Here is a 25,817-nt window from a genome sequence, read left to right as displayed (position 1 = left end):
GCACAGATTGCAGGAAACGCACGCAAGACGCATGAACGGGGCGCATGAACGGGAGGAGACCATGGGCCTGATCGAGACGGCGGAGAGATTCGACGATAGCTGGGACGTGTTGCCCTCGGGGCTGGCGGTGCCGGCCCACCTGACCAAGAGGCTGACCGCCGTGGACCTGTTCTCCGGGGCCGGGGGCTTCAGCCTGGGGCTCCTGGAGGCGGGCTTCCACGTGGTGGCGGCGGTCGACAATGACGAGAACTGCCTGGTCACGTACCTGACCAACCTGGGGGCGGACAGGGTGGACATCCGATACGTGGAGCCGGAGGACGAGGAGCGGCTGGAGACCTGGATGGAAAGGAACATCATCAAGAAGCCGAAGGACGGCGGACAGGCGGGCCTCTTCGGGGAGGGGGTCGAGCTGTACGAGGTGACGTCGGTCTCGGGCTCGAACCGCCGGGAGGAGTGGTCGCCGCCGGGCTGGCACGGGGTGCCCGTGTACTGGTTCGGAGACGCCTCCAAGCTGACGGGGAAGCGGATACTCGACTCGATCGGGATGGCCCGGGGCGAGCTCGACCTGGTGGTCGGGGGGCCGCCGTGCCAGGGCTACTCCTCGGCGGGCAAGCGGGAGGTGGCCGACCCCCGCAACAACCTGACCTTCGAGTTCGCCAGACTCGTCACGGAGATGCAGCCCCGGACCATGTGCATGGAGAACGTGCCCGGGATTATCAACATGCCGACCGTGGACGGGGGAACGGTCCTGGACGAGGTCTGCCGGATCCTCGAGCGGGGCGACTTCGGGGAGTACAAGGCGCTCCACGAGATCATGGGCGGCGACGACCGGGCGATGATCAAGCGCGGGGCCGGCAAGAAGAGGGACCGGGTCGTCAAGAACGCGCCGAAGGAAGAGGCCGAGGACAAGAAGCAGGGGGCGCTGTTCTGATGGGCGATACGCCGAGGTGTCCGAAGACGGAGAACGGGACTCACTTCTGGGTGACCTACGTCGAGCGCAACCCGTACCGACGGGGCCTGGAGTGCAAGCGCTGCGGCCACAGGGAGCCCGCCAAGGAGCCGGAGCACGACCGCAAGACGCGGGCCATGTTCCGGCGGCTGTACTGGGAGGGTGCGCGATGAGGGTGATCGAGAGGCTGGAGACGACGTGGGCGGCGGTCCAGTTCGACCGAGATCTGTTCCTGGCGCTTGAGGCCGGGAGCAAGAGGGTCCTGGACGAGGACGAGCAGCTGGTCTATCCGTACATACGGAGCCGGGGCACCGAGTTCTGGTACGCCACGCATCCCGGCTGGTTCAAGTACCGAGTGCGGCACGGGGAGTGGGTGCTGGTGGGGCTGGAGACCGGAGAGGTGAGGGTCGCGGTGGGCCTGTCTGGCTACGAGGCCATCGGGGGGTCGATCGCCCCGACGGAGCCGATCATCGAGCACTTCGAGGACTGAGGGGGGCTGATGATCTATCTGGACTGTAAGGGGTGCGGGAAGCCGAATCCTATGGCCCGGTACGGCGACGAGAGGATCTGCCGCGACTGCTACGAGCTGCTGCTGAGGTGCATCACGACCAGGGTGCTCGTGGAGTCGGCGACCAACAACCAGACCACGCCGCTCTCGGACGTGATGCTGAGGATGAGGGGTGGAGGATGAGCGACAAGGTGTTCGAGACCCTGCGTCTGCTGAGAAAGTACATCGACCACGTGGGGCACAGCGCGGGACGGGAGTTCTTGCTGCCGGAGGACAGGACCGGGGAGTTCACGGACGAGGAGTGGAAGCAACTACAGGTGCTGGTGGAGCCCGAGAGGGAGGGCCAGGTGCCGTGCGTGTGCAGCCACTCAAGGGAGCTGACGGGGGCGATCCGAAACATCGAGGACGCCGTCGAGCGGTTCGTTCACGGGCCGATCGCAACGGGGCACGTCGAGCCGACGCAGTGGAAGGCCGACGCGGTTCGCGGGGTGCGCATGGTGGGGACGGTACTAACGACCGTGGACATCACGGAGATCGCGAGGGCGGTCGAGGAGGGCATGAAGGTGATCGAGGCGTACGAGGGCGAGGCGGAGGACGGCTCATCATGAGCGAGGCGGAGGTGACGATGCTGATGTACGTGATAACCGACGAGAAGGGAGAAGACCGTTTCATCTGCGAGGACGTGCAGGTCTGCCTGGCCAACATGCAGCGGGGGGAGCGGACCTTCGCCGTGACCTACAGGGAGACGGACCGGGAGCTGGTCCTCCGGCGGGGAATCGGGGACGAGCTGGTGTCGACGGAGGAGGAGTCCAACTGAAACAAACGGAGCGAGATGCCATGACCCTCAGAGAGTTCGACCAGCACAGCAAGCGGCGATGGACGGAGGAGGAGAGGTACATCCGCGAGCGCCTGCGGACGAGGAGGAAGGACTCGGTCGGGCCGTGGGACGAGCTGTGGAACTGGTACGAGCCGTCGGCCCTGAAGTCAAGGGAGCAGATCGAGCTCGAGCAGAAGGTCGTCGGCATGGGCGTGCTGTTGGAGAGGTACACGTTGCTCGTGAAGTGCTGGGTCGCCGAGCTGATGGACCTGAAGAAGGTCACCATCGGGGAGACGGCCAAGCTGGCCGCGACCTGGGCGGCGTGGAAGAAGCCCCTCGGGCGCTGCACCGACCACATCGTCGAAACGGTGGCGGACGGGGCGGCGTTGGGCACGGAGCTGCCGACGCTCCGGGACCTGAGGCGCTTCTTCCTGGGCAAGACCTACTCCCGGGAGCTGGGCCAGATGGAGCGCGTGTCCGTACTGGCGAGGGAGCTACGGAGGATGGCGCCCACGGCACGGGCGCTGCGGGGCCGATGACGCGCCAGGTCATTCAGCCCGGCAAGAGCGAGTGCGAGCGATACATCCGCGGGAGGCTGCCGGGGTTCAAGTCGAAGCCGCTTGGCCCCTTCAACGTCTCGGCCTCCTTGCTGAGGATGGAGCTAGAGACACGACGGGGCGTGGACCCAAAGACGATGAATCGGGCCATGCCCCTGGCGAAGATGAACCTGGAGGAGATCTACATCGTTGTGGGGTGGGAGATGGAGCAAAACGAGAAGATGCTGGAGGCGGTGACGAAGGAGGCCACGGAGGCCCGGGAGTTCATGGAGAGGGCCTACAATCAGGTGCGGACGCTCTCGGAGGAGGTGCGGCCCCTGCTGATGGAGCAGGCCAAGGAGATACGGGCGGCCCGCATGACGGTCACCTCGGAGCTGGGCCAGGCCCTCCAGGTGCTGAAGGACGTGCGCAAGTTCTTCCTGGAGAAGGACTACACTACCGAGATGGAGCGGCTCCAGCGGTTCGTGGAGCTGTGCTGGGAGTTTCAGGACCTGAAGCAGCAGGGGGTCCTGGATGCGATGTGTGATGCGGCCCTGCGACTGGCTGTCGCGGAGCCGGACGAGGAGGAGGCGAAAGATGAGAGCAACGGCGGAAAAGGCAAAGGAAAGGGTCAAGGGAAGGGCGCTGCGTAGGGCGCTCGATTCGAAGGACGCGCACCGGCTGACCCACGACACCCCGGCGCTGACGACCGAGACGGTCATGATCACGCCGGAGATGGCGCAGGAGATGCTCCAAAAGAACAAGAACAACCGACCGGTCAACTGGAACCGGGTGGAGGACTACGCCGGGATGATGGGGCGGCACGAGTGGGTCTTTCACTCCCAGGGGATAGACCTGGACGAGCACGGCAACATCCTGACGGGGCAGAACCGGCTCTGGGCCATCGTGTACTCGGAGATGACCATCCCGATGCGGGTCAGCCGCGGGTGCCCGGCGGCGGTGGCGCCCTTCCTGGACAGGGGAACGCCGCAGTCGGCGAGGGACCTGGCCGCGAGGAGAAGCGGGCGGAAGCACACGCCCCAGGAGGGCATGATCGCCCGGGCCAGGCTGGCCGCCGAGGAGAACCACAAGCCGAGCAAGGACGTCATGGCGGACATGATCTACGACAACCGGAAGATGGCAGAGGTCCTGCTCCTCAAGACCAAGGGGACGAAGAAGACCAAGCCCATCCTGATGATCATGGGCGTCCTCTCGATGCTGAAGAGGGACGAGGCCCTGGCGCTGGTCTACAAGGTGGAGGACATGGCCAACGCCCTGGGAGACGCCCTGGCGCCCCAGGACCCGGACAAATGCTGGGGCCGGGGGGTGGCGTTCGCCCTGGCGATGGAGCAGGCGCGCAAGGTGGTCGCGTTCTACAAGGTGAAGAAGTGAGGGCCAAGACGGGGCTGCACGAGGGGGCAGCGCCGAAGGAGGGAGCGGACAGGGTCGAGACGTTCGTCGAGGAGATGGAGCAGGGCGAGTGGACGCTCGGGGAGGAGCTTGCGGGGGTGCCCGAGCTCCGGGCCCGGATCCGGCAGCTCCTCGAGGCGAACACCGCGGAGGTGGAGAGACGACGGAAGGCGGAGGCCGAGCTGGAGCGGGCGACGGAGAGCCACCTCCTCAACGCCGAATCCTTTCTCGACACGATCCGCGCTCTCCGGCGCGGAAAGGAGAACTGCCGACTCCGCTTCTTCCTGGCGGGGGCGGTGGCGGGGCTCCTGGCGAGGTACCTCCTGTACGCCCTCTTCTAAGTTCTTGACGGGCCCGGGGTGGTATGCGTCTTGTATAGTATTTCGGGCCAGGAGGACGGGACGATGAAATGGCTACTAATCGCGATGTACGTGGCGAAGATGGCGGACCTGGGCACGACCGAGATGGCCCTCTCCCGGGGAGGGTTCGAGGCCAACCCCTTCATGCAGAACCAGGGCTTCCGATGGGCCTACGGGACGGTCGCGCCCCTGGCGGTCTACGAGCTGGGGCGAAGGATGAAGAGCCGACGGGCGCGGATCATCACCTACGTGGCCGCGACGGCCGGCTGGTCCCTGATCGCCTACAGCAACTACCGGGCCTACAGTCGCATGCGGGAGCGGGCGCCCGGCGGGGGGCTCCGGCTCCAGTTCTCGGTGGGGTTCTGACATGGGGCTCGAGCAGTGGCTGATACTCAGGCGCTATGACCGAGTGAAGCTTCAGGACCTCTGCCTGGGGAAGCGCACCTCGTGGCTGACCCCAGCCGTCTACGACTCGGTGATGGAGAACTTCGACGAGCCGGGGATGATGGACGCCCGCGTGCCGATTTGGGGGGACGCCCGCGGCTTCTACTGGCACCCGCCGGACAAGCAGGACTCCAAGGGGCTCACGTGGTGCGCCATGCGCGCGATCTGGCCTCCCAATGACCTGGTGGAGGCCGTGGTGATGCTCGAGGAGATGGAGGACCTCGACCTCTGGGCCAAGATGAAGTCCGTTCCAAGGTGGAGACGGACGCTCGGCCTGCTCATAACCTACGCGGCAAGACTCATATTTCGGGGATACGCGGGGCGGCCGGCCGGTTCAGTTCGTGCAGCCCCAACTAAAAAAAGGGGGAGGGGCGCCGATGGCGGACGATAGACGAGGCTGGTTCGTGGAGTGGGACGACTTCGACGAGTCGGAGAACCATCTCGCCATGGCGCAGTTCGAGGACCGGGTTCAGCTGAGGGCCAGGAACAGCGAGGAGGCGATCTCGGAGGCGGTCGAGGAGGTAAGAAACAGGAAGTGGCGGCATTACAAGGGCTGGGACAAGAAGCTGTATCCGCACAGCCCGCGGCTTGTCTACCGCCTACCGATGGAGGACCCGACATGATCCGGGTTAAGAGCAAGGACGGGATACCCTACGAGGTGGTCATCGAGGCCAAGACCTTCCAATCGGAGATCCCGGTCTCGAAGGAGATGGGACCGGAGCTGGAGCACATGGGGCTCATCGTCTACGACCACGACCGGGAGAACTGCGCGGGGTGCAAGGTGAACCGGGCGCTCGCGAAGATGCGGGAGGAGGCCCTTTTGGCGATAAGTGCGCGGATCGAGCTGGAGATGATGGGCGCACGCCGGAAGGAGGAGCCATGACGCTGATGACGGTAGGCCAGAGCCTGGAGTCGTTCTCGGAGGAGCCCATGGGCTGGCCGCGGTGCTACTGCACCTGCTCACGCTGCGGGATACGGGAGATCTGGCGGGTCAGGCCGGACACTCACTGGGAGACCCACTTCTGCGTGGACTGCGTGATAGAACACGGGGAAGAGGTCGCGGCGATAATCGCGGAGAGGAAGGGGGCGCCATGACGTTCTGGACGGGGATGCTGATCTACGTGATGGGGGTACTGACTCTCCCGGCGGCGATTGTTCTCTCGGCCTGGCTGCTGGCCCGGTACGCCGACCGGAGGCAGAGGGAGGAGCGCATGAGCGCGGAGTGGCTACGGGCCAGGAAGGACCGGGGGCGTCCAATCTCGGAGGGCGCCGAGGACTGGCTGAAGGAGCACGAGAGGGGCTTCCGCAAGGAGCGGGCACGCGCCCTTGAAAAGATCCGGGAGGGTCGGGCTCAGGTCGAGAGAGGACTGGGAATAAGGCCGAGAAAGAGGGACGACGGAGGAGGCAAGCATGGAGTCCACTAACCGGGTGGCGGGTTCTCGAGGGTGGGTGGCCAGGCGGCTCAGGCCGGGGCTCCAGTGGCTCTGGAGCAACCGACGGCACAGGAGGGGGGCGCTCATCTCGCACCACGGGATAACGGCCAGGGCCGGCGAGTGCGGGCTCTGGATCGCGGCGAGCGGAGCGGACGCCCTGCCGGTCGTGGGCCTCCAGCTGAACAGCAAGTACGACCTGGAGACGGATACTCACACGGGGTGCATCACCGTGGCCGAGGCGGAGGACTTCGAGAAGATCGTGGGGAGGCTGGCCGGAGAGATCGGGGGAACGACGATCAAGAGCACGTGGAACGGGGTCGGCACCAGCTCCTTATCCGTGCAGCTGTTCAGGATGTGCTCGAAGGCGGTCGCGGCGCTGGTGGACGAGGAGCAAAAGGGGTGCCCCAAGCCCGACCACCGGATGCACTGCTCCTGGGACGGCTGCTCCTGGTACAGCGACGGCCACAAGAAGACCAGGCTGCCGAGGGGGTGGAGATGAACCAGACATGGCCGAGGGCTACAAGGCCGGTCAATATGGGCCAACCGACTGCGGCAGATTACGAGGAGTACATCGCCGATCTTCATGTAAAAGCGCGCGAGATGGAGTTGCTCCAGGAGGAGAACAAGGCGCTCCGGGAGCTGGTCCAGCACCTGATGAGGGTGGACAAGGAGGACGGGGCTCTCGGGTCGATACTACCTGGCTGGGGCCTGAGCCGGCACAAGGCGGCGGACTGCGAGATCTGCACGAGGGCGGCGAGCTACCTGAATCCGACCGCCGACGTGAGCTGGTGGAGGTGGTGATGAGCTTCATTTTGATGACCGAGACCGAAAGGGGCTTCGACCGTGGCGACTTCGTGGACTGCCACGGGGCGAGCTGCTCGATCCAGAAGAGCAGCGTCGCGACCGAAGACATGATCTGGCTCGGGCGGAACGAGTACGAGGGGCATCTTGGAGATGGGCCCGCCTGCTGCCGGATGCACCTCGACCGAGAGAGGGCGGAGGCGCTGATCGTGCTGCTGCGGCGCTTCGTGGAGACGGGGGAGCTGACCCCATGAGCTGGTACTGGACGGAGATATGCCCAACGTGCAACGGGACCGGGCGCGTTCCCTGGAGCAACCTCGGGACGGCGTTCGCGGACAGCACGAGCCCCTGCCCGGCCTGCAAAGGAAAGGGCATGATCGAGCACAGCACCGAGGACCCTCCCCCGTTTCCCGTACCGCCGGAGGCCTCGCAGCAGTTCGTCGTCCTCCAGGAGGAGCTGAGGCACGTCTACGTCCTGTACGGGCTCGATATGGGCGAACATCCGGTCGCGCTTGGGGTCTACAGGACGGTGTCGGGGGCCATGAACCACCCGGAGGTCCAGGGCCAGGGCTTCGTCGGCCCCTACGAGGCGACGCGCTGCGAGCTGCAGGGCCAGCGATACTGGAAGCCGCTCCATGTCGACGACGAGGGGAAGCCGGAGGGCGACCCGTTCCATCTGATATACGAGGAGGAGGTCCAGCCATGAGGACCGATGACGTGCTCGCCCGTTCCGGTCGCATAACCAGGCGGCTTCTGGGCAACCTGCGGGAGAGGAAGGACGCGGGCCTCGTGGTTGATCCGTACCGCTCCAACTCGGGGTGGTTTCTTGATTGGGTCGATATAGTCAGAGAGGAGCTGGAGGGACATGAACGAGAACGAGAAGCGGGAAGCAGAGAGGCGCCGGATCCGGGAGCTGGAGCAGAGGGCCGAGGAGCATAACGCCCGGATCATCCCGGAGACTCCGGGCTACGTCAGGACGGAGGGGCCGCGGCGCCAGACCCGGGCCTCGGTGAGAAACGGCATGCTCCACTACGAGGAGATATGAGATGCCGACGATCGGCGAGCTCAAGAAGCTGGTGGAGGACATCCCGGACGAGTGCGAGCTGGTTCGGGTCGAGACCGACCCGCCGGAGGGCCTGAGGGTCGGCTTCCAAGATGAGGGCGGGGCCTACGCGGTCAGGTTCATTTTCAAGGGCATTCGCACGAGCTGCGACCGCTGCGAGGGCTGCGGCAAGATCGCCAACAGCGAGGATGGCGAGCCCTGGATCGCCTGGCTCGCCCTTCCCCCTGGATCGGACCTGGCCGTGAAGCTCGGGCAAGTGCAGCCGATCGACTGCCCGGAGTGCGGGGGGAGCGGGGACAGGATATGAGCAAGAAGACGCAGGCCATCGTGGTCCTGGCGGCGGTGGCGCTGATCGCGCTCGTCGCCTATCTTGCGCTACGAACGGCACCGCTATGAGTCTTTCGCGGGCGGCGGGGATGCCCCTCGTCGCCGACCGGCACGTGCGACGCAGCCGGGGGTCCTAGATCTGCCCTCTGGCCTGCCTCGGATGATATTAGATCGAAGCCGGTAGCGGGCGTCTAGCCCGTCGCGGGCCGCGGGGAGCGGCACGTCCCCCGCGGCCTCCAACCCCCCTTTCTTATCAAAGTCATTGACGGAACGCCCGTTTCTGTGGCAAGCCTATGCCATGGCGATCGCGCAGACCGCGAATCGGGTGCGGGTGGGGTCCGCCGCCTTGCGCGGAAGCCGGGTCAGTCTCCACGCTCAAAATGGGGGGGAATAGTGGCGCAAACACGAACGGCGAAAGGCACGAACGCCACGAAGGTTAGCGGGACGAGTCTTACCATCACGGGCGTGACCTGCGATTGGGGGTCCACCCTGGTGGTTGGCATCGCTTACGACAACGCCGCTGGCGCGCCTACGACCGTCAAGTACGGCAAGCGCGAATTGACCGAGATAGAAAGGCAGGCCAACCCCGGAACCGGGATCACCGTCGCGCTGTGGAAGGCGGGTTACCTCAGGCACTCAAACTCCCGCGACATCGTGGCAACGTGGTCCTCAGAGATCACCGAGAGGGCCATGTTCGCCACGCAGATCACGGAAGCCGGCGCCAAGGACGTGGAGAGCTCAGCCGAGCAAGACGGCACGACCACTCCCGCGACCGGGGCGGCACAAACGACGACGGTAGCGGACACGATTCACATCGCGGCATTCGCGGCCAACGGACCAACCACCGACACTCCAGCGACCGCAAACCTCGGCCATATCATCGGCCAGCGGATCGGGACGGCGGGCGCTCCGGCCATCTCGAACGTCACGCTTCAAGAGACCTACGAGACTCTGACGGCGACGGGGAATTGCCGCGCCACGCTGTCGCTCACGACGGCTCGCGATTGCTGCGCGGTCATCGTGGCGTTCAAGGCGAGACAGGTCTACACGATCAAAAAGATGTTCCAACATCTAGGCGTAGCCGACCACACGAGCGATTGGGTAAACGTCGTCGTCGAGTCTGAGACGTCATACGACACCCTCATGGTCCACCTTGACGCCAATCGCTTTGACGAACTCACCGATCAAGAGGTCAAGGACGCTATCGCGTCCGCCTGCGCGTGGCACGCGCAGAGCAAGGACGACGACCTCGTGAATCCCGATCCCGACACGGAAAGAGACACGCGCATGGCAACCTTCATCGACGAACAGGTTGTGCTCTGATGGCGATCACCTGGGACGACGACTATACCGCTCACAATACGTGCGAGGCCAAAGGCGATTGGTCCGGTCAAGGCGACTTCTCTGACCCGAAGGACAACCAATCGGGCAGTATCCCTCAGATGTGGCGCGAGGGAACCGGCTGCATGGAGTCTGAGATTCCAAGCGGAAAGGCCGGATATTGGGAAGATGCTATCAACATCAACTTGACGGACAAGGCGCTGACGTTTTGGACGTGGCTCTCCGGTCCTACAGAGATGGGCTACATCGACTATTGGAGCATTCGTGTCGAGGATGGAGGGGATTGGGTCGACTACGATTTTCTTCCTGAGTTGATTGTGTTAAATGTCGGCGGTTGGTTCGCGTGCCGCGTATGGCCTACGCCGTCTCCTGAAGCCCACATCACGAACAGCGGAACGCCTACCCCGGCTGACATCGACACCATTTCGCTTCGGTCAGACAACGGCAGCGGCAATAACATCAAGGTGTGCGGTTGGGACATCATCGGGTCGGGCAACTGGATGGAGGCGGCGGCGGACACGGTCACGCTGGAGGACTTTGTTGCTCGTGATAAGGTGCTGGATTTTGGACTGATGTCCCAGGTGGGTGCCACGGCTTTCCAGGCAGCGGGGCAACTTCGCTACGGCGGGACGGGGACGACGACCGTCAACGAGAACAACAAATCGCTGTCGTTCAAGGGGGCGAACGAGGACCACATCACCGGGCTGGTCTTCAGTTCCGGCGGCACGACCAACATCACCTGGACCGCGATGACCTTCGGCTGGAACTTCCCGCAAGACGCCTTCATCTTCACCGGGACGCCGAACACATTCAAGATCACCGGCTGCGCGTTCAACGGGGCCGACGCGATCCCCATGCCTTCGGACTCGGCAAACCGATGGGTGAGGCAGAGTAAGTTCACGGGCTGCGGGGCGGGGACGGCCTCCGACGGCGAGTTCACCGACAACATCCTCGACACGTGCCTTGCGATGACGATCAGCGGTGACGCCGACTTCACCGGCACTCAGGTACTCACGCCGGCCGTGGCGGCCGACACGTCCGGGCTCGTGTGGAACGGCAACCTGGACCCGGACGGCAACCTGGACGGGATGACGTTCTCGAAGGGAGCGAACGCCCACCACGCCATCGAGTTCGGGACGGCCACGCCGACCGAGATGACCCTGAGGGACATCGACTTCTCGGGCTTCCACGCCGATAACGGGGAGAACGACTCCACGCTCCACGTGAAGCGTTTAAGCGGAACGGTGACGATCAACCTGTCCAACGTGACCGGGAACGTGAGCTACAAGAGCGCAGGCGCAACCGTTGTAATCCAAAATTCGGTGGACGTGAACGTCGTCGTGACGGACGAGGAAGGAGATCCGGTCGAGACGGCGCAGGTGGCGGTGTACGAGGTCAGCGACGACTCCGAGGTCATGAACCAGGATACGGACCCCCACGGGGAGGCGTCGACCAGCCTCAACTATACCGCCGACACGGACATCTATATTCGAGTTCGCAAGTCCTCGACGGGGGCGACAAAGTACTTCCCCTTCAACGGAACGGGGACCATCACAGCGAGCGGGTTCACGCTGAACGTGCGCCTGATCGAGAACACCCTGGCCGACGCGTTCTAGGTCTGAAGGCGTCTTAATAGGAGGAAAGAAGAATGGCAATTGCTGATGACATAACCGTCAACTACACCCGGCAGACCGTGGAGTACACGGGGGGCTTCACGGACGGGATCCCGGACAGCCGCTACCACTCGAACGAGCTGTACTCCTACCTGCAGGACCTCTTCGACGAGCCGGCCCAGATGGACGACCCGGTTCCGATCAGCGCCGCGACCCCGACCGACTACACCTGGATCAACGGCTGGTTCATGGACGACGAGTCGCACAAGGCGTTCTACGGAGGCGCCATGTCCTCGGTGGGGTGGACCAAGAGCGGGGCCGCCGGGGTGACGCAGCTCCGCTGGACCTCCGGCTCGTCCGACCCGCCGACCAACGCCGACAGGGGCGAGACGGTGACGGGGGAGCACTCCGGGGCGACCGGCGTGATCTTGTACGCCGACGCAACCCGCCGGGTCGTGTGGGTCCGAAGCACCTCCGTCGCGCAGTTCGAGGACGCGGAGAGCTGCACCAGCACGAGTACGGCCTTCACGACCGAGACGACCGACGGCTGGGCCACGGGCGAATCCCTCTGGTCCTGCGGGTACACGCTGGGCACGATCGAGGATCTGTCCGAGATCTACATCATGCAGGAGGCCGACTTCATGGGCGGGGACAGCTCCAAGACGAAGCTGACCTCCTGGTGGAACCGCAGCTCGACCTTCACGAAGGTGCTGGACGTCTCCGCCGGGCACATCGACGTGCTGGTGAAGGTGAAGGAGGTCGACAGCCTGATCGACGGCGCCAGGCTGACGGTGTTCTGCCGCCAGTACAGCAAGACCTACTCGCATTTTAGCCTGACGGTCAGCGCCGGGGGCCGGAGTGCCGTCCCGCTTTCCTCGGGCGACGACCTGAACAACACCACGGGGAACCGGACCTTCACGGGCAGCAACGGCACCGTGACCTTCACCGCAGAGGAGAGGATAGTCGGCGAGCACTCCGGAGCGGAGGGGGTCGTGACCGCGGTCGGAGGGACCGTCGGATCTCCCGTCCTGACCTACTACCTGATCGGAAAGGACCTGACCGACTTCGATGCGGCGGAGGGGGTCGTGGGGCAGACCTCCGGTTCTTACTGCGATGCGGGCGCCCCGGCGAACGCCGGTCCGGCGCTGGACACCTCGATCGTGGCCACGTTCGGCCACGTCCTCCAGGACATCAACAACGGCAACGGCAACCGGCCCTACTCGGTTCAGATCGACTGCAACACCCAGGATCTCTCTGAGGTGTACGAGCGGACGAAGCATCTCACGCGCCGGGGAGGGACCGCCGACATCGACGATGGGGGCCAGACCATCGCGGGCGAGTTCTACACGGCGATCGGCGAGCTGCTGGTGCGGTACATCCACCAAGGCGCGGCCTTCACGGAGGGGGAGACGCTGGTCGGACACGTGTCCGGCGCCACGGGGATAATCACGTCGGACTACGACACGGGAGAAGAGGGATACCTGGTCCTCCGGGACGTGAAGGGGACCTTCGTGGCCGGGGAGGAGATAGACGACACCGGCACGGGCAACGCCGAGATCCAGACCACCTCGGCGGTGGTGGCCGTGCCCGCCGCGCCGTTCGGGACGTTTGCCGGCGGCGTGTTCTTCTGCGCCAGGGGGGTCAGCCTCCTGAACGTGCCCGCCGGGGACGCCAAGAACTACCAGCTCACCGACACGCTGGGCGTCCTGCAGCAGCCCCCGAACGTGGTCAGCATTGTCATCTCCGGCCTGGTGGCTGGGGATCGTGGTTTCATCGCGGAGGTCACGGGAGCGGGGCTGACGAGCCTGGTCAAGGACCAGCACGGGCTGGCCGCCGCGAACAACCTCGGCGACCCGGACATCGTGGTGGACGCCGCCATCGATTCAGACTATCCGGCTGCCGGGGTGATCCGATGCGTCGACGTGAGCGCGGGGATCGAGGACCGGTACCGATATGCCTCGTGGACCGGCTCGACGTTCACCCTCCTGACGGAGATACACGGGAGCCACACCGGGGGCACGAGCACCACGCAGCTCACGGACTCCGCCGCGGAGTTCGTCCACGTGGACGACGTGGAGATCGGGGACCTGATCTACAACGACACCTCGACCGACATCTGGGTCATCACGGGCATCATCGACGGCGAGAACGTGACGGTCGACCTGGTGGAGCAGAACGGCGATGGCCAGTGGGAGAGCGGGGACACCTACTCGATCCACACCCTGGTCCGGGCCTACAACGGGGCGGAGGACACGGCCTACGTGCCCTACGTGGACGGAGTGGCGACGGCCACCGAGCTGAGCAACACGCTGACCTACAGCACCACGATCCAGGTGCTGGCGCGGGTGCGGTACTCCAGCGGCGCGAGCCCGATCGAGCCCTACCAGTCCACGAACATCAGCATCGGCTCGAACGGATTGACCGTCGCGGCCTCCCGGATCGATGATACGATCAAGGACGCTTTCTAAGGGAGGACAAGTGGCAGAGAGCAGGATGCAGAAGACCTACTCGCTGGAGGACATCGAGGTGGCGATGCAGAACGAGGACGCCAACATCGTGCGCCTCCAGCAGGCGGTGAGCGCCCACATTCAGCGAAAGAACGAGCTGATGGAGATCAAGAAGGAGCTTCTCAAGCGGGCGAGGGACGCCGAGCGCTCCGTGATCGTCATCCCAGCGCCGCCCCGGAGAGGATGAGGCGATTTGAGATCGAGGAGGTCCAGGATCTCCACCACGGGGAGTCGGCCTGCATTCTCGGCAACGGGCCGAGCCTGAAGAAGTGGACGGGCCGCCTCGAGTCGATCGGGCGCCGCCACCTCCTGTTCGGGACCAACAAGTCCTGGACGGAGGTGGTCTCGCCCTACCACTTCGCGATCGCCAATACTCACTGGACGCACTTTGCCAGGGGTCAGGTGCCGGGGGTGGAGAGAATGTTCACGCTGGAGAGCTTCCTTCATAAGGGGAGAACCCAACCGCAGGGCAAGGCCCTCCAGGTGCCGATCTGCTTCCTGAAGCGCAAGGTCGTTCCCCGGGACGAGAGCTTCGACCACGAACTGGGGGAGGGGACGTGGGCCAAGTTCGTGCCGTGGGTGGCGCTCCAGTGCGGCCTGGTCATGGGGATCGAGACGTTCTTCCTGCTCGGGATCGACGAGCACGACAACGAGGGGCACCACCATGACGAGGTGAAGGGGAGCCGCGCCCATCATCGGCGCTGGTGGGAAAAGACGGCGGCCTGGCTGAGGGAGGGCCGCAACCAGGGGATCGAGATATACAACGCGAACGCGGACTCGGCGGTCCGCTGCTTCCCCTTCGCGAGCCCGCTATGAGGCACGACTGGGATCGCTGCTGGGCGAAGAAGGAGGCGGCCTTCCGAAAAACGGACTGGCGCTGCTTCAGGCGGGACGCGGAGCTGATGGGGGGGATACAGACCAGGGTACCCAAGCTCAACTACTTCTGGAACCGATGCGAGGCCGAGGGCGTGCCGATGGAGTGGAGACGGGACTCCCTCGTGGGAGACCCGGAGGGGCGGACGAGGTTCGGCGTCTTCGTGACCGCGACGTCGCTGAAGATGGCCTACTACCTGCACCGAATCACGCAGCTATGGCTGCCCCCCGAGCGACCGAGGGTGCTGGAGATAGGCGGGGGCTTCGGCGGGATGGCGCGGACCCTGAACGAACAACTCGGCCCGGTCGAGAGGTACGTCCTGGTCGACGGGCAGCCGTGCTTGGACATGCAACGACTCTACCTGAGCGAGCTCTACCCGGGGGAGGGAGCGTTCGAGTTCGTCCGGTACGACGAGACCCTGATGCTCTACGGCCAGGAGTTCGACCTGGTGCTCAACATGGCGTCGCTCTCGGAGATGACCCCGGAGATCGTCGAGGAGTACTTCAACATCATCGAGGACGTGATGGAGGAGGGGGGAGCCTTCTACCACCTGAACCGGAACAGCTACCCGAACGGCCAGAGGGTCAACGTGCCGGCCTCGAGCTTCCCCTACGACGACTGGTGGGAGCTTCGGATGGAACCGGACCGCGACGCGGATTGGTGGGAGGTGCTTGCGGTGCGGACATCGCACGAAACGCACGCGAAACGCAGGGCGAACGCAGGAAAAACGCAGGGCGAACGCATGGGCGATGCATGAAAGTCACGGAAACCGCACGCGAAACGCAGGAGGCCGCGGGGCTGAGGCACCCGGACGTGGTGGTCGTGGGGACGGGACGGAGCGGGACGAGCTTCACGGCCTACGTGCTCCAGGAGCTCCTGGGGGTATGTATGGCCCACGACTTCGACCCGCCGACGAAGATGGTCGCGGGCGGCTATCCCTACAGGGTGGGCGGATACGAGGAGCGGGGGCTGCTGCGGGTCACGGAGCGCTTCGCGGCCTCCAGACCTGGGACCGTGCCGTGGCTGGAAAGGTTCGGTCGGGTCCACGAGGGATGCACGGGCCTGGTGGGGGTGAAGCAGTGGCGGCTGGCCCGAGCCAAGCGGGAGCACTGGGAGATGCTGGCGCCGCGCCTGGTCGTGAGGACGTTCCGGATGGAGGAGCCGACCGTGCGGAGCATGACGCGGTTCCGGAGGCCGCACGACCCGGAGTACTGGCGACGGTTCTACTGGGAGCTGGAGACCAACATGCGGACCGTGATCGACGGAAGCTACCAGACGCCCTCGAAGAGGTGGAGCTTCCCGTGCCCGGTCGTCGTCGTGGACTTCTCGCAGGGAAGGATCTCGGAGGAGGCCCTGGCCGAGAAGCTGAGGCCCCACGTGGAGGAGCTGGCGGCGTGATGCAGAAGACCCCGAACATCGACCCGGACGCCTTCGAGCTGATCTACAAGGACTGCCGACTGGGGGAGCGCTGTCTCATCGTGGCCGACGGGCCGAGCTGCCCGCCCGAGGAGGTGCTGCTCCGGGCCGACTGCGCGATCATCGGGACCAACCGCACCTACCGGAGGATCACGAGCGCTCCCCTGGACTTCTACGTCATGGTTGACCCGGGCCTGACGAGGGAGATCGGGCCGAGGCTGGACGAGGTGGTCTCCGCCGGGCTGATGCTGACGGCCTTCCCCTGCAAGGGAGCCATGACCCCGACGACGCATATCTGGAAGCGCGTACGGGCGGAGGGCTACCACTTCGAGCCGGACCTTGCCCGGAAGGGGTGGGTGCTGTGCTGCGTGGTCGCCTGCGCGATCCAGGCGGCCCACTACCTCGGCTTTCGGGAGCTCGTCTTTGCGGGCTTTGACCTGCGGCTGGACAGGGGCCTCCACTGGTACGAGGGAGGGAAGACGAGCCAGCCCTACATGGACTGGCAGCAGCGCTGGCTCCGGGAGGCCTGGCCGACGATGGAGAAGCTGGGGCTCCGGCTCATCAACACAAACCCGGAGACGGGCGATCCCGTGTCACGCAAAACGACATTCGACGAGGTGTTTCCGTGCAAATCTTAGACCCACTGATGCTGAAGGACCTGAGGAGGGGGGAGACATGCCTCCTCCTGGGGAACGGCCCCTCGCTCGAGCTGGTGGACTTCGACCGGCTGAAGCCGAACGTCGTGGTCATCGGCATGCACCGGACGTGGAGGCTGGTCAACCCGCCGTTTCACGTGATCCTGAGGAAGTCCTGCTACTGGGGCGAGATCGAGGACGGGGCGTGGAGGCCGGAGGGCATCGTCATTACCAGGACCGAGCAGCAGCTCGACAAGCGGCCCATCCGGAAGATGGACGTCAAGGTCGTGCGGGTCCGGCCACTGAGGGGGCGGAAGCAGCCCCTGAGCCCGCTCCACGTGGGCAGCTCCGCGCAGTTCTGCGGGCAGTTCGCGCTGGAGGCCGCCGCCTACATGGGGTTCTACACGATCGGGGTGATCGGGTACGACATGGGCAACGGAAGCGGCCACGCCTTCCCCGAGGAGGGGGAGCACATCTCGTGGGACAGCACGAGGCAGCGACAGCGAAGCATCATGGAACAGATGGCGGAGCGGCTGGCCGGCGGGCCGAAGGTCCTGAACCTGGCGCCGGACTCGGCGCTGACGTGCTTCGAGCGCGGGGAGCTGGAGGGTTTCTATGCCCAATAGGCGGTGCGTGATCCTGTGCGGCGGGCCCAGCGTGGGGGACCACGACCTGACCCGGATCGACTGCGACGTGATCGGCACCAACTTGTCCTACCTGGCGCTCGTGGGCCGGTTCCACGTCTTCACCTACGGCAAGCTGATGAAGCTGCGGGGGAGGGAGATCGTGGAGAAGACGGCGCTCTCGGAGACCCGCTTCAGTGCGGTGAGGCTGGAGGGGTGCTTTCGCCCCGCGATGCTCGCCAAGTACTGCCGCACCGAGTGGAGGCGGGAAGAGCGGCTCCCGAGGCTCCCGGACGACTACGACGTCTTTCGGGACGGCTGGATCATCGCGGGCGGCGGGCCGTGCGCGCTTCAGGTGGCGGTGTCCTGCGGGTACGAGGAGGTCGTCTTCGTCGGGCTCGACCTGAACGTCCGGGGGGGCTTCCACTTCTACCCGGAGGAGGAGATGGGCGCCGCCAGAAGCGGCCAGCACTACGTCGAGAAGAAGCCCAAGAAGCAGGCCTTCCGGGTCCAGGAGGACTTCTTCGCCCAGTTCCTGCCGGAGCTGGAGCGGAGGGGAATCAAGGCATGGAACACGTCGCTCCGGTCGTCGGAGCAGACGTTCGAGAAACGGGAGTTCGACTCCCTCTGGGGGTGATGCATGGGCAAGTTCTGGGAGCCTAAGGCGAGGGAGAAGGACGGAGCGCCCCTCACGAGCATGATGCGCTGCGACGGGACGACCGGCCACATGGACCGGAACTATCAGGCGAACTCGAAGCCGCCGAGAAACCGGCTGCACTTCGACAAGCAGTTCCCCGTGGACCTGAAGACCTTCATGGACCGGGTGCCGCGGGAGTTCTGGGGCATGGCCGAGGAGCACCCCTTCGGGGAGCCGAGGTGCCACCCCGTGCCTGGGATCGGCCAGGTCAGCCTGAGCTCGATCGAGTTCGCGTGGTCGGCCTGGCGTCTGTGGCCGTATCTCAAGCGGGCGAAGAGGGTCGTGGAGATCGGCGGCGGGTACGGGGGCATGGCCAGGATGATCTTGTCGCACTTTCCGAGGGTGGAGCTGACCATCGTGGACCTGGCGCCGATGCTGGCGATCCAGCGCTACTACCTGGAGAACACGGGGATCGACGTGGGGCGGGTGACGTTCGCGCAGGAGCGGGTTCCGATGCTGACGGGCCAGTTCGACCTGGCCGTGGCCACGAAGGTGATGTGCGAGCTGGACCCGGACGAGGTGAACAACCACCTGAAGGACCTGGACGACGTGCTGGCCGTGGGCGCCCCGTTCTACGTGGTGCACCATCGGAAGTGCATCAACCGGATGGAGGACTGGCAGGTGCCGGCCTGGGGCTCGCTCATGGAGGAGCGCTTCCCGTTCGAGGTCGTCAAGAATTGGTGGGAGCGGATCTGGCAGAAGCAGGTGGTCGCGCCAGCGGGGGTCTACTCCCAGGATGCCGACGAGACCTCCGAGGCGGAGGAGGTCATCATCCCCTGGGACAAGATCGAGGACGACCCGGAGTCGGAGGACGAGGACGAAAAAGAGGAGTGAGCCATGGCGACCCTGACGTTCGACCGTGTGAATAGAATCATAGAAGTGGCGGCGCCGGACGTGTCGGTCACGGTCCAGGATCTATATAACCAGATCCGGGGATGGGAGGACGAGCCCCGGAACATGGACCTGCCGAAGCTGTGCGACGCGGCGGGCAAATTCGACCTGGGGGGCGGGGAGGCGACCGCCGTCTCGCTGAAGCTGATCGACTGGCGCGTGAGGTTCGAGGCCCGCGGCTCGTTCACCATGTGCCAGGTGACGGGGGGGAACCTGATCGCGGTGGACGAGCACGAGGCGAGCACGGACCCCGTCGCGGATTCGGCCAACACCTTCGTCGTGATCCGGCAGAGCACGGCCCCGGCGGCCATCCAGACGGGAGGAGACCTGCTGACCGGGGCCGACATCGTCGCGCTGGCGCAAGGAGTATGGGCGAGGCAGCTGGCGAGCTACACGACGCTGGGGACGGCGGGCTCCGCGCAGATGCGCCAGGCGTTCGAGGGCGGCGTGTGGGTGAACGTCGATTACGGCTCCACGGGCACCGCGTATCCGAAGGGAACGAAGGACGATCCCGTCACCAACCTGACCGACGCCAAGGCCATCGCGGACGCCATGGGCTTCCGCACGTTCTACGTGATGGCGTCCTACTATGAGTTCGTCCTCGACCAGGACATGGAGTACTACCACTTCGAGGGCGTGGGCGGAAGCCACCGTGCGATCTACGTGGTTTCGGATGGCGTGAGCATAGACTTCTCTAGCTTCAAGGGCATCGCGACGTACTGGTACAACAGCTTTCACCAAGGCGGCGGATACTACGAGGACTGCTGGCTCTACGAGATGGTCGGCAAGGCGGGCGACCTGACCCGCTGTCAAATTTCCTGGAGCTGGACGCTGGACGCCGGTGTGGACAATTACGGCTTTAACTTCAAGGGTTGCAGCCTGGACGCCCTGGTGATCGACGTGAACGGCGCGACAAACTTCTTTATCGACGGAGATGTGATCGGCGCCCTGACTCTACAAAACATCACGAGGGCGGAGACCGCCATCGTGCTGAGTTTCAGCAAGGGCGGACAGATCACCTTCGAGTCCTCCTGCACGGCCGGGACCGCGACGATCTACGGGGACTGCACCGTCGTCGACAACTCAAGCGGCATGACGGTGAACGACAGGACCGGGACCGCCAAGATCGTCGACGTGCAGTCGAGGATACCTGCCTCGCTGTCCTCCGGCAGGATGCGCGCGGACACGGAGGCCTTGGCGGCGAGCGTGCTGGCGGCGACGAACCTGGCCACGGCCAAGGACACCATGATCATCGGGACCGTGGACGACGCCGCCTTCGCCCCCACGCTGACCCAGTTCGAGACGAGCCTGACCGACGCCCTGGCGAACGTGTACAAGGGGCGCTCGATCGTCTTCCTGACGACGGAGCTGCTTCGCAACCCGGCGGTCGTCCTGACCTATAGCCTGGTGGGAGGACGGGGGCGCTTCACGGTTTCGGAGGCCATGCCGGCAATTCCGGTTGACGGAACGGCCTTCATCATAGTCTAGTGAAAAGGTTATATGGTGGCCGGTGGTCCGGGGATAGCGGTTGCCTGACGGTGACCGTCCTCGGCCCCGGTCCGAACAGGGAGGAAACCAGATGAAAAAGCTGGCTCTTTTGGCGATTCTGTTGATCACGCTCTCACCCGCGTACGGCCAGGACATCGTGGTCCGGGTCAGCTCCTTGACGTGGGAGTACACGGCGGAGCAGATGACGGCCCTGCTGGCCGAGGCGGCGGGGGCCGGAGAGACTGCGGAGTTCAGGATGTACTGCGGGCAGACGCCGGGGGTCGTCCCGGACGAGCTGACGAACATGGTCGGGCAGATCGCGGCCCCGCCGGGGTCGGTCCAGTGCCTGGGGGACGAGGCCCCCTGTCTGTGGCCGATTGTTCTCGGGATGGGCGATTGGCACTGCGTGGCCACGGCCTGGGCGCCGACGATCGAGTCCGGGCCCAGCAACGAGTGGTACGGGCGGGTCATCAGCCTGACGCCGGGCGGCCTGCGGCTCATGTCCCTGGAGAGGATGCTGGAGGACCCGCTCTATATGCTTGGGGAGGCGGCGCTGGCCTCGGCGATGCTGGACTGAGACGATGCTGGCCGGCAACCCGAAGACGTCGCTCTCGCTGTACGGGACGCCGATGTTCGCCCCGCGACGACTGTACACGGGCATCGCGAAGGTCGTGGAGTACGTCCGGTTCCGGCTCGAGGTGGCCAAGGAATGCGCCTTCCGGCTGATCACTCACTGAGGAGGAAAAGTGCCTGAGATCGTGGAGCTGACCATGGAGGTGGGAGCGCTTGTGGAGGTGCCTGCTCCGGTCGCGGCGCGGGTCGAGGTCACGGCGGAGCTGACGGGCACCCTGATCGAGCTGGAGGCCCCGGTGGGTGCCCTGGCGGATCTGGACATGGAGGTACTTTGACATGGGCACGCCATACGTGGGCGACGAGGGCGGCATCATACAGGTGACGCTGACGAGCAATGGGACCCCGATCGACATCAACGACGCCACGACGATGGAGCTTCGGTTTCGCAAGAAGGACAACTCCACGGTCGTGAAGGACGCCGACTTCGTCCACGACGGCTCGAACGGGGAGATCCAGTACGTGGTCGAGGCGGGCTTCTACGACCAGCACGGGACCTGGGAGATCCAGGCCTACGTGGAGGGGCCGGGGTACAAGTACTCCAGCGAGGTCAAGGACTTCCCGGTGCTCGCAAATATAGTTTGACAGACCGCTTTCCGATCCCTATGATGAGGGCGTCTCTTCGCAGACGTCGTTTCTACTCTCTCGAGGGGGGCGGTCAGCGCGTTTCCGTCCCCCTCCTCCTTTTTCCGCGACACTCAAATCCCACCCTCTTCGTATAAAGTTCTTGACGGAACGCGGCGGCGTGTGCATGTTCTAGGGACGATGAGCGTTTCTACGATGGGCCGGGGCCGATGAACGTCTCCATGATGGACCGGCTGCGGCTGGCGTGGCGGGAGATCCGGCTTCGGGCCATAAGCAAGCTGCCCGGGGAGGGGGACTCCCTTATGACCGGGGTCAGCTCGGTCATCTCGCAGAGAAACCCCCCGCCGTCCAGGCAGGTCGAGGACCTGCTGAGGGCCTACAGCCGGTTGCCCTGGCTGCGCTCGGTGGTCGGGAAGATCGGCCACGCGACGGCCACGGTCCCCTGGCTCCTGTACTACGAGACCGCGGCCCCCGGGGTTGCGCTCTCGGCGAAGACCGCCGCCATGCAGAAGTCGTCCCAGCGCCGCCGGAAGAAGATGATCCGGGCGAAGCAATACTCGGGCGAGCTGGTGGAGGTGGTCGACCACCCGGTGCTCGATCTCCTCGAGAACTTCAACCCCATGATGGCCGGGCTGGCCGGACGGAAGCTGACCCAGCACCACCTGGACCTCGTCGGCGAGGGGTTCTGGGTCAAGGAGCGCGACGGGGTCGGGGTGGTCACGGGACTCTGGCCCATCCCTCCTTTCTGGGTGCGGAGCACGCCGACGCCGAATCGGCCCGTCTTTGAGATCGACCATTCCACGTGGCAGGACACCATCCCCGCGAGCGAGGTCGTCTGGTTCATGGACCTGGACCCCCACACGCCGTATCAGAGGGGCACGGGGACCGCGTGCGCGCTCGGAGACGAGCTCGAGACCGACGAGTACGCCGCCAAGCACAGCAAGATGGAGTTCTACAACAGGGGCATCCCCGAGACCCTGGTCACGGCGGAGGGCATGGACGAGGGGGAGACCCGCCGGCTCGAGACGGACTGGAAGCAGAAGAACCGGGGCCTCTTCAAGTCGCTCCAGGTGTACTTCATGAACCGCAAGATCGACGTGAAGCAGCTGGGGCAGTCGTTCAAGAGCCTACAGCTCATCCAGCTACGCGAGTTCGAGCGGAACATGGTGATCCAGGTGTTCGGGGTGCCCCCCGAGGTCCTGGGGATCATCGAGAAAAGCAACCGGGCCACGATAGACGCGGCCGACTATCTCTTCTCGAAGTGGGTGCTCGTGCCGCGGCTGGAGCTTCAGCGGGCCGTGATGCAGGAGCACCTGGTCAAGGAGTTCGACGAGCGGCTGATCCTAGACTACGAGTCGCCGATCGCGGAGGACGAGGAGAGGAAGCAGAAATACGCCCAGATCGCGCCCTGGGCCCTGAAGGTGGACGAGTGGAGGATCAGGCAGGGCGAGGACCCGCTTCCGGACGGGGAGGGTCAGGTGCACATGGTGCCCCAGAACCTGGTCCCGACGAGGTCCCTGGCGGGCGCTCCTCCCGCCCAGGCTCCGGCGGCGACGCCGGGGGCGCCACAGGCGTCCGCCGGGGATGCGCCTGCCCTGCCTTCGGGACCGCGGCTCGTCTACGACCAGGACGCCCTGGAGGACATCGAGGAGCAGCTGGAGCGCATGGCCTAGAAGGGGAGGACGATGCCAAACGAAGTCATTTTCATGAGCGTTGATGCCTGGAAGCGGCAGTACATGGACAGCAACGAGCTGCCGGACGACGTGGGCCTGGTCAAGGACGTGGACTTCTGCGTGCGGGAAGTCAACCAGGATCGCCGGGAGGTGACGATCGCCTACTCCGCCGAGAGCGTGGACCGGGACGGGGACATCATCCGACAGAAGGGGATCGATCTCAAGGCGTACCGCAAGAACCCGGTCGTCTTGTTCGCCCACGGGAGCCGGTTCGGCCCCGCCGAGGGTCAGCTACCCATCGCCCGGAGCATGAAGCTGTTCAGGAGCGAGGACAACCTCAAGAGCTTCTCGATCGACCGGTTCACCGAGGCGGACATGAACCCGCTGGGGGACACGGTCTTTCGGATGCTGGCCAGCTCGCCGGCGTTTCTGAACGCCGCCTCGATCGGGTTCCTACCCAAGAAGGTGGAGCAGAGGGAGCTGGACGAGGACGAGCAGGGGCTGTACTGGTCCGCCGCCGACTTCAAGAAGACGGAGAAGCTCGAGCACTCGATCGTGCCCGTGCCGGCCAACGCGGACGCCCTCCGGGGCGCCAAGAGCGCGGGCATCGATCTGGTTCCCATCAAGAAGTGGGCCGAGGGCGTGCTGGACGCGGGGGAGAACGAGCCGCAGATGTCGAGGGACCACCTCGAGGCGTGCTACCGCCTGGCGAACAACGCACGGGCCACGATCCAGATCCCGAAGATACAGGGACAGGAGGCGGAGGTCGTGGAGCGGGGCGAGGTCTTGAACGAGGACGACAAGGGGACCACGCCGGGCAACCCGAGCGGCTTCAAGAAGGCCGACGAGGACACGGCCTGGAGCGCGCCCACGCTGAGCGCCTTCGGGGTGACGGGGGCCTTCGACGACCTGTCGGCCACCCGGAGAAGCCAGATCGCCCGGCACTACGCCTGGGCCGAGAAGATGCCGCCGGACGCGTTCGGCCAGCTCAAGCTCCCGCACCACCGGGCGAACGACGCCGCCGTGGTGCTACGCGGGGCGAACGCGGCGCTGGCCGCGCTGAACGGGGCCCGGGGAGGGGTGAACATACCCTCCGACGACAAGCAGCCCGCGAACACCCACCTCAACGCCCACCGGAAGCAGTACGGCCTGGAGCCGATCGCGCTCAAGGACATGGACGAGGCCGAGTACGCGAGGATGCTCCGGATGTTCGCCAAGGAGATCGCCGAGCGAGGCACGAGCCAGGAGACCGAGGCCCGCAGGGAGGACCAGCTCCTGGACGAGATCGACAGAGAGGTCGGCGAGATCATCGCCTCCTTTGCGGGGGCGGATTCCACAAAGGAGGAAGACGTGGCAGAGGAAACCACAGAAAAGGTCGAGACGGCCGAGGTCAAGGAGCCGGAGAAGGCCAAGGGTCCCCCGGTGCTGGGAACCATCGAGGTCAAGCTGAACACCAAGGAGACCAAGCCCGGAACCGAGGACGTCGAGAGCAAGGAGGCCGAGGAGGTCTTCGACGTCTCCGCGAAGGAGACCGACGACGAGGACTTCGACTTCCCGTCCATCAAGGACGAGAAGGAGGCGGAGGCCGACACCACCGAGGTGCAGCTCGCAGAGATGCGCCAGGCGGTGCGAGCCATGGCCGAGCTGGTCAAGAAGCTGGTCGGCGCGATCAAGGTCGCCGGAACGCCGGACACCGAGAAGGAGCCGGAGACCAAGGAAGAGGAGCCGGAGGCGGACGAGACGAAGGACGGGAAGGGCACGGAGCCGGTCCTCTTCTTCGTGGAGGACGAGCCGGAGCCGGAGAAGGAGGAGCAGTCCGAGGAGGCCAAGGTCGGGCAGCTCATAACAGAAACAACGGCAAAAGCCGTCGTCAGTGCCATCAATGAGCACGCTGGACGGCTGCCCAACTAAGGGAGGAAGACGCACATGCCACAAGGAATCACTCAGACCAAGCTCCAGGAGATGATTCAGGCTGCCGTCGGCCCCGCCGTGAAGCTCGCGATCGAGGGATTGTCGGCAAATCGGGGCGGCGTCGACCCGGCGGCTCGGATCGAAGAGACGCCACGGTGGGGTGGCGGGAAGTCCAGCGAGGACGATGTCGGTCTTAGGTTCGGCCGGGCGCTGGCCTGTATCGCCGCCGGAAAGAACATGAGCGGCTCGATGGACGTCTGGAAGAAGCAGTACGGCTTCGGCAAGG

Annotated in this window: 39 protein-coding genes; all 39 read left to right on the top strand. The window is 65.2% G+C overall.

Annotated elements, in window-relative coordinates:
- Positions 1-31 precede the first annotated feature (31 nt).
- On the top strand, positions 32-931 hold the full coding sequence (locus GY769_07835; GenBank protein MCP4201827.1) for a DNA cytosine methyltransferase: 900 nt from the start codon (positions 32-34) through the stop codon (positions 929-931).
- Entirely contained in the window at positions 931-1,122 is a 192-nt protein-coding gene (locus tag GY769_07830) for a hypothetical protein (protein ID MCP4201826.1), read from the top strand. Before GY769_07835 ends, GY769_07830 begins: the two co-directional genes overlap by 1 nt.
- On the top strand, positions 1,119-1,439 hold the full coding sequence (locus GY769_07825) for a hypothetical protein (GenBank protein ID MCP4201825.1): 321 nt from the start codon (positions 1,119-1,121) through the stop codon (positions 1,437-1,439). Before GY769_07830 ends, GY769_07825 begins: the two co-directional genes overlap by 4 nt.
- 9 nt (positions 1,440-1,448) lie before the next feature.
- On the top strand, positions 1,449-1,640 hold the full coding sequence (locus GY769_07820) for a hypothetical protein (GenBank protein MCP4201824.1): 192 nt from the start codon (positions 1,449-1,451) through the stop codon (positions 1,638-1,640).
- A complete protein-coding gene (locus GY769_07815) occupies positions 1,637-2,065 on the top strand; it encodes a hypothetical protein (protein MCP4201823.1) in 429 nt (142 codons plus the stop codon). Before GY769_07820 ends, GY769_07815 begins: the two co-directional genes overlap by 4 nt.
- Positions 2,062-2,274: a hypothetical protein gene (locus GY769_07810; GenBank protein ID MCP4201822.1), complete on the top strand. Its 213-nt coding sequence runs from the start codon at positions 2,062-2,064 to the stop codon at positions 2,272-2,274. Before GY769_07815 ends, GY769_07810 begins: the two co-directional genes overlap by 4 nt.
- Before the next feature lie 20 nt (positions 2,275-2,294).
- Complete coding sequence (locus GY769_07805) at positions 2,295-2,813, top strand: hypothetical protein (GenBank protein ID MCP4201821.1); 519 nt, start codon at positions 2,295-2,297, stop codon at positions 2,811-2,813.
- Entirely contained in the window at positions 2,810-3,463 is a 654-nt protein-coding gene (locus GY769_07800; GenBank protein ID MCP4201820.1) for a hypothetical protein, read from the top strand. The genes GY769_07805 and GY769_07800 overlap by 4 nt, the downstream gene beginning before the upstream one ends.
- Positions 3,408-4,202: a hypothetical protein gene (locus tag GY769_07795; GenBank protein ID MCP4201819.1), complete on the top strand. Its 795-nt coding sequence runs from the start codon at positions 3,408-3,410 to the stop codon at positions 4,200-4,202. Before GY769_07800 ends, GY769_07795 begins: the two co-directional genes overlap by 56 nt.
- A complete protein-coding gene (locus GY769_07790; protein ID MCP4201818.1) occupies positions 4,199-4,561 on the top strand; it encodes a hypothetical protein in 363 nt (120 codons plus the stop codon). Before GY769_07795 ends, GY769_07790 begins: the two co-directional genes overlap by 4 nt.
- 63 nt (positions 4,562-4,624) lie before the next feature.
- The gene (locus GY769_07785; GenBank protein ID MCP4201817.1) at positions 4,625-4,945 is read left to right on the top strand and encodes a hypothetical protein; all 321 of its coding nucleotides are present in this window, start codon (positions 4,625-4,627) and stop codon (positions 4,943-4,945) included.
- 43 nt (positions 4,946-4,988) lie between these two features.
- Positions 4,989-5,414: a hypothetical protein gene (locus GY769_07780; GenBank protein ID MCP4201816.1), complete on the top strand. Its 426-nt coding sequence runs from the start codon at positions 4,989-4,991 to the stop codon at positions 5,412-5,414.
- Positions 5,401-5,646, top strand: coding sequence for a hypothetical protein (locus GY769_07775; protein ID MCP4201815.1), 246 nt, complete (start codon positions 5,401-5,403; stop codon positions 5,644-5,646). The genes GY769_07780 and GY769_07775 overlap by 14 nt, the downstream gene beginning before the upstream one ends.
- Entirely contained in the window at positions 5,643-5,906 is a 264-nt protein-coding gene (locus GY769_07770; GenBank protein ID MCP4201814.1) for a hypothetical protein, read from the top strand. The genes GY769_07775 and GY769_07770 overlap by 4 nt, the downstream gene beginning before the upstream one ends.
- Before the next feature lie 208 nt (positions 5,907-6,114).
- Positions 6,115-6,447, top strand: a complete 333-nt coding sequence (locus tag GY769_07765) for a hypothetical protein (GenBank protein MCP4201813.1) — start codon at positions 6,115-6,117, stop codon at positions 6,445-6,447.
- Positions 6,434-6,955: a hypothetical protein gene (locus GY769_07760; GenBank protein ID MCP4201812.1), complete on the top strand. Its 522-nt coding sequence runs from the start codon at positions 6,434-6,436 to the stop codon at positions 6,953-6,955. The genes GY769_07765 and GY769_07760 overlap by 14 nt, the downstream gene beginning before the upstream one ends.
- A 35-nt stretch (positions 6,956-6,990) precedes the next feature.
- Positions 6,991-7,257 carry a hypothetical protein gene (locus tag GY769_07755; GenBank protein ID MCP4201811.1) on the top strand — a complete coding sequence of 89 codons (267 nt, stop codon included), beginning with the start codon at positions 6,991-6,993 and terminating at the stop codon, positions 7,255-7,257.
- A 250-nt stretch (positions 7,258-7,507) separates the two neighbouring features.
- Entirely contained in the window at positions 7,508-7,963 is a 456-nt protein-coding gene (locus GY769_07750; GenBank protein MCP4201810.1) for a hypothetical protein, read from the top strand.
- 159 nt (positions 7,964-8,122) lie between these two features.
- Entirely contained in the window at positions 8,123-8,302 is a 180-nt protein-coding gene (locus GY769_07745; GenBank protein MCP4201809.1) for a hypothetical protein, read from the top strand.
- 1 nt (position 8,303) lies between these two features.
- Entirely contained in the window at positions 8,304-8,627 is a 324-nt protein-coding gene (locus tag GY769_07740) for a hypothetical protein (GenBank protein ID MCP4201808.1), read from the top strand.
- A gap of 485 nt (positions 8,628-9,112) precedes the next feature.
- Positions 9,113-9,970, top strand: a complete 858-nt coding sequence (locus tag GY769_07735; protein MCP4201807.1) for a hypothetical protein — start codon at positions 9,113-9,115, stop codon at positions 9,968-9,970.
- On the top strand, positions 9,970-11,604 hold the full coding sequence (locus tag GY769_07730; GenBank protein MCP4201806.1) for a hypothetical protein: 1,635 nt from the start codon (positions 9,970-9,972) through the stop codon (positions 11,602-11,604). Before GY769_07735 ends, GY769_07730 begins: the two co-directional genes overlap by 1 nt.
- A gap of 32 nt (positions 11,605-11,636) precedes the next feature.
- Positions 11,637-14,069 carry a hypothetical protein gene (locus tag GY769_07725; protein ID MCP4201805.1) on the top strand — a complete coding sequence of 811 codons (2,433 nt, stop codon included), beginning with the start codon at positions 11,637-11,639 and terminating at the stop codon, positions 14,067-14,069.
- Positions 14,070-14,079: 10 nt separating this feature from the next.
- Positions 14,080-14,295 (top strand): hypothetical protein, encoded by a 216-nt coding sequence (locus GY769_07720; GenBank protein MCP4201804.1) that lies wholly within the window; start codon positions 14,080-14,082, stop codon positions 14,293-14,295.
- Positions 14,292-14,924: a hypothetical protein gene (locus tag GY769_07715; GenBank protein ID MCP4201803.1), complete on the top strand. Its 633-nt coding sequence runs from the start codon at positions 14,292-14,294 to the stop codon at positions 14,922-14,924. The genes GY769_07720 and GY769_07715 overlap by 4 nt, the downstream gene beginning before the upstream one ends.
- The gene (locus GY769_07710) at positions 14,921-15,739 is read left to right on the top strand and encodes a putative sugar O-methyltransferase (protein ID MCP4201802.1); all 819 of its coding nucleotides are present in this window, start codon (positions 14,921-14,923) and stop codon (positions 15,737-15,739) included. The genes GY769_07715 and GY769_07710 overlap by 4 nt, the downstream gene beginning before the upstream one ends.
- Positions 15,736-16,380, top strand: coding sequence for a hypothetical protein (locus GY769_07705; protein MCP4201801.1), 645 nt, complete (start codon positions 15,736-15,738; stop codon positions 16,378-16,380). The genes GY769_07710 and GY769_07705 overlap by 4 nt, the downstream gene beginning before the upstream one ends.
- A complete protein-coding gene (locus tag GY769_07700; protein ID MCP4201800.1) occupies positions 16,377-17,036 on the top strand; it encodes a hypothetical protein in 660 nt (219 codons plus the stop codon). The genes GY769_07705 and GY769_07700 overlap by 4 nt, the downstream gene beginning before the upstream one ends.
- Positions 17,024-17,659 carry a hypothetical protein gene (locus tag GY769_07695; protein ID MCP4201799.1) on the top strand — a complete coding sequence of 212 codons (636 nt, stop codon included), beginning with the start codon at positions 17,024-17,026 and terminating at the stop codon, positions 17,657-17,659. The genes GY769_07700 and GY769_07695 overlap by 13 nt, the downstream gene beginning before the upstream one ends.
- Positions 17,649-18,293: a hypothetical protein gene (locus GY769_07690; protein ID MCP4201798.1), complete on the top strand. Its 645-nt coding sequence runs from the start codon at positions 17,649-17,651 to the stop codon at positions 18,291-18,293. The genes GY769_07695 and GY769_07690 overlap by 11 nt, the downstream gene beginning before the upstream one ends.
- 60 nt (positions 18,294-18,353) lie before the next feature.
- A complete protein-coding gene (locus tag GY769_07685) occupies positions 18,354-19,187 on the top strand; it encodes a putative sugar O-methyltransferase (GenBank protein ID MCP4201797.1) in 834 nt (277 codons plus the stop codon).
- Between the two features lie 3 nt (positions 19,188-19,190).
- Positions 19,191-20,732 (top strand): hypothetical protein, encoded by a 1,542-nt coding sequence (locus GY769_07680; GenBank protein ID MCP4201796.1) that lies wholly within the window; start codon positions 19,191-19,193, stop codon positions 20,730-20,732.
- Positions 20,733-20,823: 91 nt separating this feature from the next.
- Entirely contained in the window at positions 20,824-21,309 is a 486-nt protein-coding gene (locus tag GY769_07675) for a hypothetical protein (protein ID MCP4201795.1), read from the top strand.
- A gap of 4 nt (positions 21,310-21,313) precedes the next feature.
- The gene (locus GY769_07670) at positions 21,314-21,469 is read left to right on the top strand and encodes a hypothetical protein (protein ID MCP4201794.1); all 156 of its coding nucleotides are present in this window, start codon (positions 21,314-21,316) and stop codon (positions 21,467-21,469) included.
- A gap of 9 nt (positions 21,470-21,478) precedes the next feature.
- The gene (locus tag GY769_07665; GenBank protein ID MCP4201793.1) at positions 21,479-21,640 is read left to right on the top strand and encodes a hypothetical protein; all 162 of its coding nucleotides are present in this window, start codon (positions 21,479-21,481) and stop codon (positions 21,638-21,640) included.
- A gap of 1 nt (position 21,641) precedes the next feature.
- Positions 21,642-21,947: a BppU family phage baseplate upper protein gene (locus GY769_07660; protein ID MCP4201792.1), complete on the top strand. Its 306-nt coding sequence runs from the start codon at positions 21,642-21,644 to the stop codon at positions 21,945-21,947.
- Between the two features lie 209 nt (positions 21,948-22,156).
- On the top strand, positions 22,157-23,620 hold the full coding sequence (locus tag GY769_07655) for a phage portal protein (protein MCP4201791.1): 1,464 nt from the start codon (positions 22,157-22,159) through the stop codon (positions 23,618-23,620).
- Positions 23,621-23,632: 12 nt separating this feature from the next.
- A complete protein-coding gene (locus GY769_07650; GenBank protein ID MCP4201790.1) occupies positions 23,633-25,531 on the top strand; it encodes a hypothetical protein in 1,899 nt (632 codons plus the stop codon).
- A gap of 15 nt (positions 25,532-25,546) precedes the next feature.
- Positions 25,547-25,817, top strand: a 271-nt coding sequence (locus tag GY769_07645; protein MCP4201789.1) for a hypothetical protein, incomplete at its 3' end; no start/stop codon positions are given.

The sequence above is a fragment of the bacterium genome, assembly GCA_024224155.1.
Classification (GTDB): Bacteria; Acidobacteriota; Thermoanaerobaculia; order Multivoradales; family JAHEKO01; genus CALZIK01.
The sequence above is the reverse complement of the archived record's forward strand: the minus strand, read 5'-3'. Positions and strand labels throughout refer to the sequence as shown.